Raw genomic sequence first — 15,257 nt, forward strand, 5'->3', positions numbered from 1 at the left:
TGGAACACTGACAACCAGAGCCGGCAGTAGCGAACTTCCTCAGTGTTGTTCCGCTGGTTCTATATCGATGCACTGTTGGGTCCTGAGAGAACACGCGAGTGTTACCTCTACAGGTACAACCAATACATGCGGGAGCTGCAAGTCATACCGCTGCGAGTGTTGTCGCCGGCCTTTCGGGGTGGGTGGTGATGGTTGTGGGTCTGGTGTTTGCGTGAGGTTCTTCGTGTGTGTGTTGTTTGAGAACTGCACAGTGGACGCGAGCATCTTTGTTGTAAGTAATGAAGAGCGTACGGTGGATGCCTTGGCACCAGGAGCCGATGAAGGACGTAGGAGGCTGCGATAAGCCTCGGGGAGCTGTCAACCGAGCTGAGATCCGAGGGTGTCCGAATGGGGAAACCCAGCACGAGTGATGTCGTGTTACCTGCACCTGAATATATAGGGTGTGTGGAGGGAACGTGGGGAAGTGAAACATCTCAGTACCCACAGGAAGAGAAAACAACAGTGATTCCGTCAGTAGTGGCGAGCGAACGCGGAAAAGGCCAAACCATGTGCATGTGATACCCGGCAGGGGTTGTGCGTGTGGGGTTGTGGGGTTTGTCTTGTCGATTCTGCCGGATCGGCCGACAGTGAGAAATCATGCGGTTAGTCGAAGTGGTCTGGGATGGCCTGTCGTAGAGGGTGAGAGTCCCGTAGACGAAAACTGTGTGACTGTCGTGATGAATGCCCAAGTAGCAGCGGGCCCGTGAAATCTGCTGTGAATCTGTCGGGACCACCCGATAAGCCTGAATACTCCCTGGTGACCGATAGCGGACTAGTACCGTGAGGGAAAGGTGAAAAGTACCCCGGGAGGGGAGTGAAATAGTACCTGAAACCGTGCGCTTACAATCCGTCAGAGCCTGTGCACATTTCGGTGTGGTGGGTGATGGCGTGCCTTTTGAAGAATGAGCCTGCGAGTTAGTGGTATGTGGCGAGGTTAACCCGTGTGGGGTAGCCGTAGCGAAAGCGAGTCCGAATAGGGCGTTTCAGTCGCATGCTCTAGACCCGAAGCGGAGTGATCTACCCATGGCCAGGGTGAAGCGACGGTAAGACGTCGTGGAGGCCCGAACCCACTTAGGTTGAAAACTGAGGGGATGAGTTGTGGGTAGGGGTGAAAGGCCAATCAAACTCCGTGATAGCTGGTTCTCCCCGAAATGCATTTAGGTGCAGCGTCGCGTGTTTCATCCTGGAGGTAGAGCTACTGGATGGTCTAGAGGGCCCACAAGCTTATCGAAATCAGCCAAACTCCGAATGCCAGGATGTGAGAGCGCGGCAGTGAGACTGCGGGCGATAAGGTTCGTAGTCGAGAGGGAAACAGCCCAGATCGCCGGCTAAGGCCCCCAAGCGTGTACTAAGTGGAAAAGGATGTGAAGTCGCGAAGACAACCAGGAGGTTGGCTTAGAAGCAGCCACCCTTGAAAGAGTGCGTAATAGCTCACTGGTCAAGTGATTTTGCGCCGACAATGTAGCGGGGCTCAAGTACACCGCCGAAGCCGCGGCACTCACACGACAGCCCCCGGTTCCCTTGCGAGGGTTCCGGCAGGTGTGTGGGTGGGTAGGGGAGCGTCGTGTGGCCAGGGAAGCGCCGGAGTGATCCAGGTGTGGAGGCCACGCGAGTGAGAATGCAGGCATGAGTAGCGAAAGACGAGTGAGAAACTCGTCCGCCGAATGATCAAGGGTTCCTGGGCCAGGTTAATCCGCCCAGGGTGAGTCGGGACCTAAGGCGAGGCCGACAGGCGTAGTCGATGGACAACGGGTTGATATTCCCGTACCCGTGTATCCGCGCCCATGATGAATCAGGAGTACTAACCGTCCAGAGCCGCCAGGAGCACCTTCGGGTGCCGGGTGTGGTGATGCACGGGACCTTTCCTGGTAGTAGTCAAGCGATGGGGTGACGCAGGAAGGTAGCTGAGCCAGTCAGTGGTAACACTGGTGTAAGCCTGTAGGGCGAGACCTAGGCAAATCCGGGTCTCACACAGCCTGAGAGGTGATGCATAGCCGAATGAGGCGAATTCAGTGATCCTATGCTGCCGAGAAAAGCCTCTAGCGAGCTGGTACACGGCCCGTACCCCAAACCGACACAGGTGATCAGGTAGAGAATACCAAGGCGATCGAGATAACTATGGTTAAGGAACTCGGCAAAATGCCCCCGTAACTTCGGGAGAAGGGGGACCCCTGCTGGTGATGGAACTTGCTTCCTGAGCTGGTGTGGGTCGCAGAGACCAGTGAGAAGCGACTGTTTACTAAAAACACAGGTCCGTGCGAAGTCGTAAGACGATGTATACGGACTGACGCCTGCCCGGTGCTGGAAGGTTAAGAGGACCGGTTAGTTCCTTCGGGAGCGAAGCTGAGAATTTAAGCCCCAGTAAACGGCGGTGGTAACTATAACCATCCTAAGGTAGCGAAATTCCTTGTCGGGTAAGTTCCGACCTGCACGAATGGCGTAACGACTTCTCAGCTGTCTCAACCATAGACTCGGCGAAATTGCATTACGAGTAAAGATGCTCGTTACGCGCGGCAGGACGAAAAGACCCCGGGACCTTCACTACAGCTTGGTATTGGTGTTCGGTTCGGTTTGTGTAGGATAGGTGGGAGACTGTGAAGCATGCACGCCAGTGTGTGTGGAGTCGTTGTTGAAATACCACTCTGATCGTATTGGATACCTCAACCTCGGACCATGATCTGGTTCAGGGACAGTGCCTGGTGGGTAGTTTAACTGGGGCGGTTGCCTCCCAAAATGTAACGGAGGCGCCCAAAGGTTCCCTCAGCCTGGTTGGCAATCAGGTGTCGAGTGCAAGTGCACAAGGGAGCTTGACTGTGAGACTGACAAGTCGAGCAGGGACGAAAGTCGGGACTAGTGATCCGGCACCGGCAAGTGGAAGCGGTGTCGCTCAACGGATAAAAGGTACCCCGGGGATAACAGGCTGATCTTCCCCAAGAGTCCATATCGACGGGATGGTTTGGCACCTCGATGTCGGCTCGTCGCATCCTGGGGCTGGAGTAGGTCCCAAGGGTTGGGCTGTTCGCCCATTAAAGCGGCACGCGAGCTGGGTTTAGAACGTCGTGAGACAGTTCGGTCTCTATCCGCCGCGCGCGTCAGAAACTTGAGGAAGGCTGTCCCTAGTACGAGAGGACCGGGACGGACGAACCTCTGGTGTGCCAGTTGTTCCACCAGGAGCACCGCTGGTTAGCTACGTTCGGAAGGGATAACCGCTGAAAGCATCTAAGCGGGAAGCCTGTTCCAAGATGAGGTTTCTCACCCCCTCGAGGGGGTAAGGCCCCCGGCAGACCACCGGGTTGATAGGCCAGAACTGGAAGCCCAGCAATGGGTGCAGGTGACTGGTACTAATAGGCCGAGGACTTACCACAAAGAAGCTACGCGTCCACTGTGCAGTATCTGAGACAACACACGAGTTGGTCAGCAGATAACTGAAACCCGCACCACCGATCCATCACCAGCAGCACCGGTGACAGGGAACGTGTGTGCCTCGTGCTCTGTTGTTTCACAGAGTTTCGGTGGCCATAGCGGAGGGGAAACGCCCGGACCCATTCCGAACCCGGAAGCTAAGCCCTCCAGCGCCGATGGTACTGCACCCGACAGGGTGTGGGAGAGTAGGACACCGCCGAACAACCCTTCCCAGAAAGCCCCCCGACCACCGGTCGGGGGGCTTTCTGCATTCACCGGGTATCGGTGTCCGGACACAGTCCGATCAAGCAGAGTCCCGTCCTACGCGCGCCGGGATAGTCTCGTATCCACCATGCCGCAGAAACCACGACGCTCGATATCGCCTCTGGGCTCCCCGCTGCTCGGGCACACCGAGGAATCACCGCGTCGCCGGCGTATCCGGGTGCAGATTCTGCTCACCGTCTTCCTGCTGGGCGCCAACGCGATCGGCGCCGTGATCGTGGGTGCACTCATCAGCGTGGTCGTGCCGGGGCCGGACGTCGTCACGCCCCGTGAGTACTGGTGGGTGAACTTCATCCTCATCCCGTGCTACCTCGTGGTCGCGTTCCTCATCGGAGTGGGGTGGGGAACCAAGCGCACCGTCAAGGGACTGCGCTGGGCCATCGAGGACCGCGTGCCCACCCGCAAGGAACAGAAGCGCACGCTGGCGATGCCGTGGCGGCTCACCCGGTTGCAGATCGGCCTCTGGATCGGCGGGCTCGTCATCGTCACGACGGCCGACGGCATCATCGATCCCAACTCCATCCCCAAGGTCGCGTTCACCATCGCGTTCGGTGGTGCGACCGTCTGCGCGTTCAGCTACCTGCTGACGGAGTTCGCTCTGCGCCCGGCGGCGGCGCGTGCTCTCGAGGCCGGCGATCTCCGCCGTATCCGTATCGCCGGGGTGATGGGGCGCTCCATCCTCTCGTGGCTCCTGGGTACCGGCGTCCCAGTGGCGGGACTCATGGTCATCGCCATCGCCTCGTTCATCCGCGATGACACCACTGCCGACCAGTTCGCGGTCGCCATCCTCGCGCTCGGCGGCATCACGTTCCTGTTCGGCTTCGCGCTGACGCTGCTCGGCGGTCTGGCTACGACGGCGCCCATCGACAACGTGCGCTCGGCGATGGTCGAGATCGAACGCGGCAACCTCGACGCACGGGTGTCCGTCTACGACGGCACCGAGCTCGGCGAACTGCAGAGCGGCTTCAACCGCATGGCCGAGGGCCTCGCCGAGCGGGACAAGATCCGGGACCTGTTCGGTCGCCACGTCGGCATGGAGGTCGCCGAGGCCGCGCTGAAGAGCAATCCCGAGCTCGGCGGCGAGGAGCGCGACATCGCCGTCTTCTTCATCGACCTGATCGGATCCACGGAGCTGGCTGCCTCCCAGCCCCCGGCGCAGGTGGTGGATCTGTTGAACCGCTTCTTCGACGTGGTGGTCGACGAGGTGGACAAGCATCACGGTTTCGTCAACAAGTTCGAGGGCGATGCGGCGCTGGCCATCTTCGGTGCTCCCGGCGATCTCGACGATCACTGCGGGGAGGCCCTCAGTGCGGCTCGCGCCATCATGCGGCGACTCGAGAACGAGGTCCCGGACTGCCAGGCAGCCATCGGTATCGCGTCCGGGCGAGCCGTCGCGGGCAACATCGGTGCCAAGCAACGATTCGAGTACACGGTCATCGGTGATCCGGTGAACGAGGCGGCCCGGTTGTCCGAGCTCGCCAAGTCTGCGGACGGGCGTCTGGTGGCGTCGGCACGCACAGTGGAGCACGCCCACAATCAGTCGAGTGACGAGTGGTCGTTCGGCAAGAGCGTGACGTTGCGGGGGCGGTCGGAGGAGACGCAGCTCGCGACCCCTGCCTGACGGCGGCCCACACGGTCGATAGGGTGGCCCGGTGCGTCTGGTCATTGCTCGGTGTCAGGTCGATTACGTCGGCCGGTTGACGGCCCATCTGCCGTGGGCGAAGCGTCTGCTGCTCGTCAAGTCCGACGGATCGGTGAGCGTCCACGCGGACGATCGGGCGTACAAGCCGCTCAACTGGATGACGCCGCCGTGCTGGCTGGTCGAGAACCCTGCAGAGGCTCTCCCTTCCGACGGCGACGTCGTGCCCGCGGACCGACAGCTGTGGGTCGTGACCAACAAGGCCGGCGAGGAACTGCGCATCACGATCGAGGACATCGAACTCGACAGCAGCCACGAGCTGGGTGTCGATCCGGGTCTGACCAAGGACGGCGTCGAGTCCCATCTGCAGGAACTGCTCGCCGAGCACGTGCACACGCTCGGTGACGGGTACACCCTGGTACGCCGGGAGTACCCGACGGCGATCGGACCCGTGGACCTTCTGTGCCGCGCCGAGGACGGTGCGACGGTCGCGGTGGAGATCAAGCGTCGAGGAGACATCGACGGTGTCGAGCAGCTGACTCGCTATCTCGAACTCCTGAACCGTGATCCACTGCTGGCTCCGGTGCGGGGTGTGTTCGCGGCCCAGCAGATCAAGCCGCAGGCGAAGACGCTCGCGGAGGATCGCGGGATTCGTTGCCTCACACTGGACTACGACTCGCTCCGCGGAATCGAATCGTCCGCGTTCACGCTCTTCTGACGCGGTCGCCTACCATCGGTCGAGTGCCGAGACGCAACAACCAACGAGCCGGCCGGTCGGGCCGACCGGGGCGACCCGCGCCGACGTTCGGTGACGCCACGGCGCGAGTGGAGCGCGGCCCGTCCTTCGACGGCGACGAGGAGTACGTCGTGCGCCCGATTCCCGGCGCTCGTGCGACCAAGACCTACCGGTGCCCCGGCTGCGACCACGAGATCATGCCCGGTGTGGCGCACGTGGTCGTCTGGCCCGCCGAGAAACTCGGCGGACCCGACGACAGGCGGCACTGGCACACCGGATGCTGGTCCGGCCGCGGTACGCGCGGGCTCACCCGCAGGTGGTCCTGACTCTCAGGACTGGGTCGAGCTCGACTGGCCGTTCGAGGAGCGCTCGGTCGACGTCTCGGCCGGTGCCTCGTCGAGGAGTGACTCGTCGATCTCGAGATCGTCCGGCGCCAACGGTGCGTCGAGCAGTTCGCTCTCCCGGTTGACCGAGGCGAGCATGGCCGGCACGGAATCGAGTTGGCCGCGGATGCCGAGCAGCTGAGCGAGCACCCGGCCACGCAGGACTCGCAGTTCCTCGGCGAGCTCCTTGGCGTGAGCGATGCGGCGCTCCGACTGCTCGGTGGCGGCCTGGAGGCGACGCTTCGCCTCGGCGGTGGCATCGGCGAGCCGACGATCCGCCTCGGCCTTGGAGTCGGCTTCGAGCTCGTCGACGGCGTTCATCACCTTGGTGCGGCGATCGGCCATCGTGATCTCGAAGTCCTCCTGCACCGCGCCGCGCTTCTTCTCGGCCTCGGCGGCGAGGCGATCACGCTCGGCCTGCGCCTCCTCGACGATGCGGGCGGCGGCTGTGCGTGCCTCGGCCATGGTCTGCTCGTGCTCGGTCTCGAGTGCGGACCGTCGGTCCTTGAGCTCGGCGACCAGGCCCTCGTACTCGCCGCGCATGCGGGTGGCGTCCTGCTCGGCCACGGACACGAGTTCGGCAGCGTCGGCCTCGGCCTTGGCGCGCACCTCGGACGCCTCGTCCGAGGCGAGTCGCAGCATGCGAGAGATGCGATCGCTCATACCCTCGGCGGTGGTCGGGGGGACCGACAGCCGATCGATGTCCTTACGGAGATCGTCGATCTCGTCGCGGGCGTCCTCGAGCTGGACCGCGAGATCGCGGGCCTGCGCGGCCGCAGCGTCGCGATCGGTCGCGATGACGCGGAGCTCGGCATCGAACCGCTCGAAGTACCGCTGGACCTCGTCCTTGTCGTACCCCTTGCGGACCACGCTGAAGGGCAGGGAGCTGCTACCGCTGACGTTCTCTGGTGCCATGCGGACAACCTACCGTCACGCGCCCCGTTTCGGCCGTCGGGTGCTGATCACGACGGGTTCCGGGGAGGGGTCAGCTCGCGGCGGGCTCGACCAGTTCGACGAGGACGCCGCCGGCATCCTTGGGGTGCACGAAATTGATCCGGGAATCGGCGGTACCGCGGCGGGGAGCGTCGTACAGCAACCGGGCACCACGCTCGCGGAGGAACGCTGCGGTCTCCTCGACGTCGCGGACGCGGAAGGCGAGCTGCTGCAGGCCGGGACCGTTCCGGTCGAGGAACTTGGCGATGGTCGACGTCTCGTCGAGGGGAGCGAGGAGCTGGATCTGCGCGGCGCCGTCGGCGGCACCGGGAACGGAGATCATCGCCTCGACGACACCCTGGCTCTCGTTGACCTCGCGGTGGGTCACCGTCATCCCGAAGTGGTCCCGGTAGAACTCGAGGGCGACGTCGAGGTCGGCCACTGCGATCCCCACGTGGTCGATGGCCGTCACGAGGCCTGCCGTCACCGCGTCCGCGGTCGCCGTCGTGTGCTCGTCGATGGTCGTCATACTTTGACGTTAGACCTTTTTCCCGGCAGTTCGGGCGTGGTCTGGGTCACAATCGATCGTCGGCATCTCTGGACGACCGCCAACTCTGTGTGGCCAAGGCGACGCCGCCGATGGTCGAGGACCGTTCACCGACTGCGGCAGAATGGACACATGGCCGACAACCAGCTGTCCAGCACCGCACCTGCCGCGTCCTCCACGGTCTCGCAGCCGCCGATCGTGCGGTGGTTCCGCGTCGTGGCGGTCGCGGAAGCCGTCACCTGGGTCGCGCTGCTCATCGGCATGGCCGTCAAGTACGTTCCCGACCCCAACATCGACAGTGGTGTCCGGATCCCGGGCATGCTGCACGGCGCGGTCTTCGTCCTGTACCTCGTGATCACCGTGCTGACCGCCCTCGCGTTGCGGTGGAGCAAGGGCGTCACGGCGCTCGCACTCCTCGCGAGCATCCCGCCCTTCGGCACCATCGTCTTCGAGGTGTGGGCGTCGAGGACCGGACGTCTGGTTCGATCGGCCGGAGCCGCATCGCCGCGGGCCGCGGCGGAGTGACAAAATAAACTCGTGACTCGACCCGGATCTCGCCCACCAGTACGTCCGTCGGCCGCGGCAGCCGCCGCCATGTCCGGCGCGGTCGACCTCTCGGCGCTCAAGGCCAAGGCGCAGGCCGCGTCCGCGCCGCCGTCTCCCACCGCCGCCAACGGTCTCGCGGTCTCCGTCACGGTGACGGAGGTGGACTTCGAGGCCGAGGTGTTGGTGCGCTCGAGCCAGGTCCCCGTGATCGTCAATCTGCTGTCGCCGCGCTCCCCGCAGTCGCTGCAGCTGACGCAGTCCCTCGAGGCCCTCGCGGTCGAGGGTGACGGCGCCTGGGTGCTCGCCAACGTCGACGTCGACGTCAATCCGCGCATCGCGCAGGCCTTCGGCGTGCAGGCCGTTCCCACGCTGGTCGCCGTCGCAGCAGGCCAGCCCCTCGCGGATCTGCAGGGCCTGCAGCCCGAGGAGAGCCTGCGTGAGTGGTTGGCGGCCATCGCCCGCGCCGTCGAGGGGAAGCTGACCGGTGTCCCGAACGCCGACGAACCGGCCCCCGAGCCCGAGGACCCGCGCTTCGACGCAGCCGAGGCCGCGCTCGCCGAGGGTGACCTCGCGGGTGCCGAGGCGGCCTTCCAGGAGATCGTCGACGCCGAGCCGGCCAACAAGCAGGCATTGAACGGCGTGCGTCAGGTCCGATTCCTGGCACGCGTCCAGGGGCTGCCGGACGACATCGTCGAGCAGGCCGACGCGGCGCCGGACGACGTCGATCTCGGTCTCCAGGCGGCCGACGCGTTGCTGTATCAGCAGCTGACCGAGGACTCGTTCGCTCGTGTCGTGGAGCTGGTCCGGCGCACGCGTGAGGACGATCGCGCCCGTGCTCGCGCCCGGTTGCTGGAGTTGTTCGAGCTCTTCGACCCGGCGGATCCGCTGGTGGTCACCGCTCGACGCAAGCTGGCGTCCGCCCTCTACTAGGAGTAGCGGCCGTCGCACGCCTCCCGGCCACCCAGCACGCCCCAGCGGAACGCGTCGACGCGCGCGAAGCCGCTGGGGACCGTGCGACCGTCCACGTCGCTCGCGGCGAGCCCGTCCGACAACAGACCCGACACCGCCTCGTCGAGGTCGCCCGGTGACAGTGTCACCGTCGACCTCTGCGCCGCGTCCGTGTCGGAGGGACTCAGTGCTGCGGTGACCACTCCCGACAGGCACGCCGACCGGAGCGCGGCTCGGGCGTCCGTCAGGCCCTGGCCGGCCTCGTTCTGCACGGCCAGCACGTACCGGGAGACGAAGAGGACATAGGCGCCGTAGTCACCGGTGACGTCGAGCGGCACGATGTCGTCCTCGCTCACCTCGGTGGGACGTCCGCGATCGGCCAGCGCGTCGACCGAGATACCGATCGTGTTGGTGGAGGGGCAGTAGGAGACCGGTTCGGTGGTGAGCGCGTCCGCGCACCCGGTGTCGGCGCCGGAGTAGTCGACCGTCGGGGGATCCGTGGTGGGCATCACCTGTTCGAACGTCGCGGCGAACTGCTCGAGCGAGTCCTGCGTGACGGGGAGCTCGCCGGTGTCGAGAGGGCTGTCGAACTGTTGGGGAAGGGTCGAGCGCCGCGACTCGACCTCCTTCTCGTCGATGCGCGTGCAGGCCCCGGCGCCGTCGGTGAAGCCGATCTGGGCGGCGGTGACCCGTTCGAACGCGGAGCCGTGCACCGAGTCGGGATCACCGGGGTCGACGTCGCGGACGGCCACGGTGGCCGCGAGGACGTCGTTCAACCCGTCCGAGGTGTTGAGCGTGAAGTGGGTCGAGTCGCCCTCGGCGACATGGCGCATGAAGGCGCCCGCGAAGCAGTCTGCCTGTTGCTCGGCGACGATGGTCGGGTCGTCGTCCCCGACGAGGCCGGACTGCGTCTGCACGGCGTGGCCGTACTCGTGGGCGAGCACCATGACCACCGACATGGGTCCGAAGGCGTCGATCATGGCCGGCATGAGCAGACCACGGTCCCAGCCGATGCTGTCGTCGAGTGAGCAGTATCCGGCGTTGGCGAGTCCGTCCGTCGGTTCGCTGCAGAAGAGCGGACCCTCGCCGGCGTCGGCGGTGGCGTCCCAGGACACCAGCGACCGGACGGGCTGGAAGGATCCGCGGAACAGCGTCGAGTACGTGGTGCGCCAGAACTTCTGGATGTCGTCCACGGCATCCGTCGCGAGCAGGTCGACGTCCGTTCCGGCTGCGCCGTCGACGTCGAGCTGGGCATGGGAGACACCGGGTCTGGGGCCGGACGGGCCGTCCGTGACGGGGAGACCGGCGACGGTGAAGGGGTCGTCGTAGATGGAGACGGGGGAGCCCGTCACCACCGCGCCACACGAGGTGAGCGCAGTGGTGACGGCGAGTGCGAGGAGGCTCGCGGACCAGCCGAACCGGACGCGAGCCCCGCGCATCATCTCTCCAGTCTGAGCCAGATCGCTCCGTAGGGCGGAAGGGCGACCCGAGCGGATGCCGGACGACCGTGCCACGAGTGCTCGGTCGCGGTGACCTCACCGAGGTTGCCCACTCCCGAACCGCCGTAGACCTCCGCGTCGGTGTTGAGGATCTCGACCCATCGGCCCGGCTCGGGTAATCCAACACGATAGTCGCCGTGCGGGGAACCGGAGAAGTTGAACAGGCAGGCCGTGACGGAGCCGTCGTCGCCGAAGCGCAGGAAGCTCAGCACGTTGTTCGCGGTGTCGTTGGCGTCGATCCACGAGAAGCCACTGGGCGAGCCGTCCTGTGTCCAGAACTCCGGGCCTGCGACGTAGGTGCGGTTGAGGTCGCCGACCAGTTGCTGCACACCGCGGTGCAGCGAGCCGCTTCCCTCCTCGCCGATCTCCCACCAGTCGAGACCGCGCTCGTCGGACCACTCGGCGGTCTGGCCGAACTCCTGGCCCATGAACAGCAGTTGCTTGCCGGGATGCGCCCACATGTAGGCGAGCATGCCGCGCAGACCCGCGGCCTTCGCCCAGTCGTCACCCGGCATGCGGGACCAGAGCGTGCCCTTCCCGTGCACGACCTCGTCGTGGCTGATGGGCAGCACGAAGTTCTCGCTCCAGGCGTAGACCAGGGAGAACGTGACCTCGTGGTGGTGGTACGCGCGGTGGATCGGATCGCGCCCGATGTACCCGAGCGTGTCGTGCATCCAGCCCATGTTCCACTTCATGGAGAAGCCGAGGCCGCCCACGCTGGTGGGACGCGTGACGCCGGGCCACGAGGTCGACTCCTCGGCCACGGTGACGACGCCGCGGTGCAGCTTGTGCACGGTCGCGTTCATCTCCTGCAGGAACGCCACGGCCTCGAGATTCTCGCGACCGCCGTAGATGTTGGGGCTCCACCCACCCTCGGGGCGCGAGTAGTCCAGGTAGAGCATCGACGCGACCGCGTCGACGCGGAGCCCGTCGATGTGGAACTCCTCGATCCAGTACAGCGCGTTGGCGACGAGGAAGTTGCGCACCTCGGTACGACCGAAGTCGAAGACGTAGGTGCCCCAGTCCAACTGCTCGCCTCGCTGCGGGTCGCCGTGCTCGTAGAGCGGGGAGCCGTCGAACCGCGCGAGGGCCCAGTCGTCCTTGGGGAAGTGCGCCGGGACCCAGTCGACGATGACACCGATGCCGTCACGGTGCAGGAGGTCGACGAAGGCGCGGAAGTCGTCGGGGGAGCCGAAGCGCGACGTCGGTGCGTAGTACGAGGTGACCTGGTATCCCCACGATCCACCGAAGGGGTGTTCGGCGACGGGCAGCAGCTCGACGTGGGTGAAGCCGGTCTCGCGTACGTGAGCCGAGAGCTGTTCCGCCAGTTCGCGATAGTTCAGTCCGGGGCGCCAGGAGGCGAGATGCACCTCGTACACGCTCATCGGCGCCCGGTGCGGTTCCAGCTCGGCGCGGGCGGTGATCCAGTCACCGTCCGACCACTCGTACGACGACTGGTTCACGACCGACGCCGTCGACGGCGGGACCTCGGTGGCGAAGGCCATCGGGTCGGCCTTGTCCTTCACCGAGCCGTCCTTGCCGTGCACCCGGAACTTGTACAGCGTGCCGGCGCCGATGTCGGGGACGAACAGCTCCCACACACCGGTGGTGCCGAGCACGCGCATCGGCCAGGTCTGTCCGCCCCAGCCGTCGAACTCGCCGACGACGGTGACGCCGACGGCGCCCGGGGCCCACACCGCGAACGAGGTGCCGTTCACAGGTCCGTCGGGCGTGGTGTAGCTCTGCAGATGCGCTCCGAGGATGTCCCAGAGTCGTTCGTGGCGCCCCTCTCCGAAGAGATGGAGATCGAGCTCGCCGAGGGTCGGCAGGAAGCGGTAGCCGTCGGCGACGGTCACCTGGTGACCGCCCGGGTACTCGACGCGGAGCCGGTAGTCCGCGAGGTCCTCCACCGGCACCAGGGCCGAGAAGACGCCGTGGGCGACGTGCGTGAGCTCGTGGTCCTTCCCACCGATGACCGCGGTGACGCTGAGAGCGTTGGGACGCAATGCCCGGATGGCGGTGCCGCCCGGCATGGGGTGCGCGCCGAGAACGGAGTGGGGGTCGTGGTGCTGCCCGCGGGCGAGCAGCGAGAGGTCGTGATCACCGGGAGCGGCGAGGGTGTCCGTGCTCGCGCCGGGGGTGGTGCGTTCCGTCATGAGATCTCCTTCCGGAAGGCGAGTTCGGTGCGGGCGGGGAACGGGACGGGCGGCAGCGCCAGGATGTGGGCGACCGACCGCCACGGCTCGAGCTTGACGTAGTTGGCCTGGCCCCACTGGAACTGCTGACCGCTCACCTCGTCGGTGACCGTCAGGTGCTCCTGCCAGTCGCGGCCGATCTGCGGCATGTCGAGCCAGACGGTGCCTTCCTCGGCGCCGAACGGGTTCAGGTTGATCACGACCAGCACCGCGTCACCGGTCACCGCGTCGAACTTCGAGTAGGCGATGATCGCGTCGTTGTCGACGTGGTGGAAGTGGATGTTGCGCAACTGCTGCAACGCCGGGTGCGCCTTGCGGACGGCGTTGAGCATGGTCAACCACGGCTCGAGCGATTCGCCGCGAGCCCGTGCGCCCTCGAAGTCGCGGGGGCGCAACTCGAATTTCTCTGTGTCGAGGTACTCCTCGCTGCCCTCGCGCACCGGAACGTGTTCGTAGAGTTCGTATCCCGAGTACACGCCCCACGTGGGGGACAGGGTGGCGGCGAGAGCGGCACGCAGCGCGAACATGCCGGGGCCGCCCTTCTGCAGGCTCTCGTGGAGGATGTCCGGCGTGTTGACGAACAGGTTGGGTCGACCCAGATCGGCCTTGGCGGCGATCTCCTGTCCGAACTCCGTGAGCTCCCACTTGGCCGTGCGCCACGTGAAGTACGTGTAGGACTGCGTGAAACCGCGTCGCGCGAGACCGTAGAGCCGCGCGGGACGCGTGAACGCCTCGGCGAGGAAGAGCACGTCGGGGTGCGTCTTCTTGACCTCGGCGATGAGCCACTCCCAGAAGTCCGGTGGCTTGGTGTGCGGATTGTCGACCCGGAAGATCTTGACTCCCTGGCTGATCCAGAACTTGACGACGCGCAGCACCTCCGCGTAGATGCCCTTGCGATCGTTGTCGAAGTTGACCGGGTAGATGTCCTGGTACTTCTTGGGCGGGTTCTCCGCGTAGGCGATGGTGCCGTCGGGGAGCACGGTGAACCAGTCGGGATGTGCGGCGGCCCAGGGGTGGTCCGGGGCGCACTGCAGGGCGAGGTCCAGGGCGATCTCGAGGCCGAGCTTGCGCGCGGCCGTGACGAGTGCGCGGAACTCCTTGACCGTCCCCAGCTCGGGATGCACCGCGTCGTGGCCGCCCTCGGACGAGCCGATGGCCCACGGCGAGCCCACGTCGGTGGGTCCCGGAGTCAGAGTGTTGTTGCGGCCCTTGCGATTCACCTTGCCGATCGGATGGATCGGCGGGAAGTAGACGACGTCGAAGCCCATGGCCGCCACGCGGGGGAGCGCGCCGATGGTGGTCTCGAACGTGCCGTGGCGAGGAGTGCCGTCCTCGTTCCAGCCGCCCGTGGAGCGGGGGAAGAGCTCGTACCACGAGCCGACGAGTGCCTCGCGGCGGTCGACCCAGACGTTGATCGCCTCGCCGCGCGTCACCAGCTCGCGCAGCGGCGTCTCGTGCAGGATCTCGCGCACCTCGGGCGTGAACGCCGGTGCGACGCGCGACGGCAGCGGTGCGTCGCTCCGCAGCGCCGTCACGACGTTCTCGAGCAGTGGCTTCTCCGAGCGACCGACGTTCTTGGCGGCGCGTTCGAACAGGCGTGCGCCGGTCTCGAGATCGTTGGCCAGTTCGGCCGGCCCCTGGCCCACGCCGAGTTTCGCCTCGACCGCATGCATCCAGGTGGCGATCGGATCACCCCAGCCCTCGATGCGGGCGATCCAGAAGCCTTCGGCGTCGGGAGTGAACACACCGTGGAAGATGTCCGGCTGCTCGCCGGGGACCATCGGGATGTGGACCGACTTGCCCTGGCCGGGCCCGCGAACCGCCAACGTCGCGTTGACGGCGTCGTGCCCCTCGCGCCACACCGCGGCCGTGATCGGGAATGTCTCTCCCACAACGGCCTTGGCGGGATACTTACCGGACGATGTGTTGGGTAGTACGTCGTCGATGCCGATACGGCCTGTCACCGAAGCCCCTTTTCTGCTGGTTGTCGCAGTTCTGTCGATGTCGGGTTGTCGGGCTGAGCTCGAAGTCAACCGTAGACGAGATGCCCCGGTCTTTCTCGAAACCGACCGAGAGCACCGACGCGACCTGCGGACGAGGCACGCGGC

The 15,257-nt window shown here is 65.5% G+C and carries 10 protein-coding genes and 2 rRNA genes; 7 read left to right on the forward strand and 5 right to left on the reverse strand.

The window, feature by feature from the left end; genetic code table 11:
• Positions 1 to 269 precede the first annotated feature (269 nt).
• The 5 genes from OG947_RS16805 (at position 270) to OG947_RS16825 (ending at position 6,424) form a co-directional block, all read left to right on the forward strand.
• A 23S ribosomal RNA gene (locus OG947_RS16805) occupies positions 270 to 3,404 on the forward strand.
• A 143-nt stretch (positions 3,405 to 3,547) separates the two neighbouring features.
• Positions 3,548 to 3,664, forward strand: a 5S ribosomal RNA gene (gene rrf / locus OG947_RS16810).
• Positions 3,665 to 3,793: 129 nt separating this feature from the next.
• Positions 3,794 to 5,344 carry an adenylate/guanylate cyclase domain-containing protein gene (locus tag OG947_RS16815; protein WP_027505474.1) on the forward strand — a complete coding sequence of 517 codons (1,551 nt, stop codon included), beginning with the start codon at positions 3,794 to 3,796 and terminating at the stop codon, positions 5,342 to 5,344.
• A 31-nt stretch (positions 5,345 to 5,375) separates the two neighbouring features.
• Positions 5,376 to 6,080 carry an endonuclease NucS gene (nucS, locus tag OG947_RS16820; RefSeq protein ID WP_328812407.1) on the forward strand — a complete coding sequence of 235 codons (705 nt, stop codon included), beginning with the start codon at positions 5,376 to 5,378 and terminating at the stop codon, positions 6,078 to 6,080.
• 23 nt (positions 6,081 to 6,103) lie between these two features.
• Positions 6,104 to 6,424, forward strand: coding sequence for an ATP/GTP-binding protein (locus tag OG947_RS16825; protein ID WP_082544702.1), 321 nt, complete (start codon positions 6,104 to 6,106; stop codon positions 6,422 to 6,424).
• 3 nt (positions 6,425 to 6,427) lie between these two features.
• Here OG947_RS16825 and OG947_RS16830 read toward each other — a convergent pair whose 3' ends face one another.
• Positions 6,428 to 7,396, reverse strand: a complete 969-nt coding sequence (locus tag OG947_RS16830) for a hypothetical protein (protein WP_328812408.1) — start codon at positions 7,394 to 7,396, stop codon at positions 6,428 to 6,430.
• A 70-nt stretch (positions 7,397 to 7,466) separates the two neighbouring features.
• On the reverse strand, positions 7,467 to 7,943 hold the full coding sequence (gene mce / locus OG947_RS16835; RefSeq protein ID WP_328812409.1) for a methylmalonyl-CoA epimerase: 477 nt from the start codon (positions 7,941 to 7,943) through the stop codon (positions 7,467 to 7,469).
• A 150-nt stretch (positions 7,944 to 8,093) separates the two neighbouring features.
• On the opposite strand from mce, the gene OG947_RS16840 reads away from it, so the two are divergent.
• Positions 8,094 to 8,486 carry a DUF3817 domain-containing protein gene (locus OG947_RS16840; RefSeq protein ID WP_081821230.1) on the forward strand — a complete coding sequence of 131 codons (393 nt, stop codon included), beginning with the start codon at positions 8,094 to 8,096 and terminating at the stop codon, positions 8,484 to 8,486.
• Between the two features lie 69 nt (positions 8,487 to 8,555).
• Positions 8,556 to 9,437 carry a tetratricopeptide repeat protein gene (locus OG947_RS16845; RefSeq protein ID WP_222649543.1) on the forward strand — a complete coding sequence of 294 codons (882 nt, stop codon included), beginning with the start codon at positions 8,556 to 8,558 and terminating at the stop codon, positions 9,435 to 9,437.
• On the opposite strand, the gene OG947_RS16850 is transcribed toward OG947_RS16845, so the two are convergent.
• Genes OG947_RS16850 through OG947_RS16860 form a run of 3 tightly spaced genes read right to left on the reverse strand, consistent with a single transcriptional unit; the run spans position 9,434 to position 15,113 of the window.
• A complete protein-coding gene (locus OG947_RS16850) occupies positions 9,434 to 10,897 on the reverse strand; it encodes a metallopeptidase (RefSeq protein ID WP_307108511.1) in 1,464 nt (487 codons plus the stop codon). The two genes, OG947_RS16845 and OG947_RS16850, sit on opposite strands and share 4 nt — an antisense overlap.
• Positions 10,894 to 13,110 carry a 1,4-alpha-glucan branching protein GlgB gene (glgB, locus tag OG947_RS16855; protein WP_328812410.1) on the reverse strand — a complete coding sequence of 739 codons (2,217 nt, stop codon included), beginning with the start codon at positions 13,108 to 13,110 and terminating at the stop codon, positions 10,894 to 10,896. The genes OG947_RS16850 and glgB overlap by 4 nt, the downstream gene beginning before the upstream one ends.
• Entirely contained in the window at positions 13,107 to 15,113 is a 2,007-nt protein-coding gene (locus tag OG947_RS16860) for a maltotransferase domain-containing protein (RefSeq protein WP_056448945.1), read from the reverse strand. Before OG947_RS16860 ends, glgB begins: the two co-directional genes overlap by 4 nt.
• Positions 15,114 to 15,257: the final 144 nt, after the last annotated feature.

This window comes from Rhodococcus sp. NBC_00297 (assembly GCF_036173065.1).
Classification (GTDB): domain Bacteria; phylum Actinomycetota; class Actinomycetes; order Mycobacteriales; family Mycobacteriaceae; genus Rhodococcoides.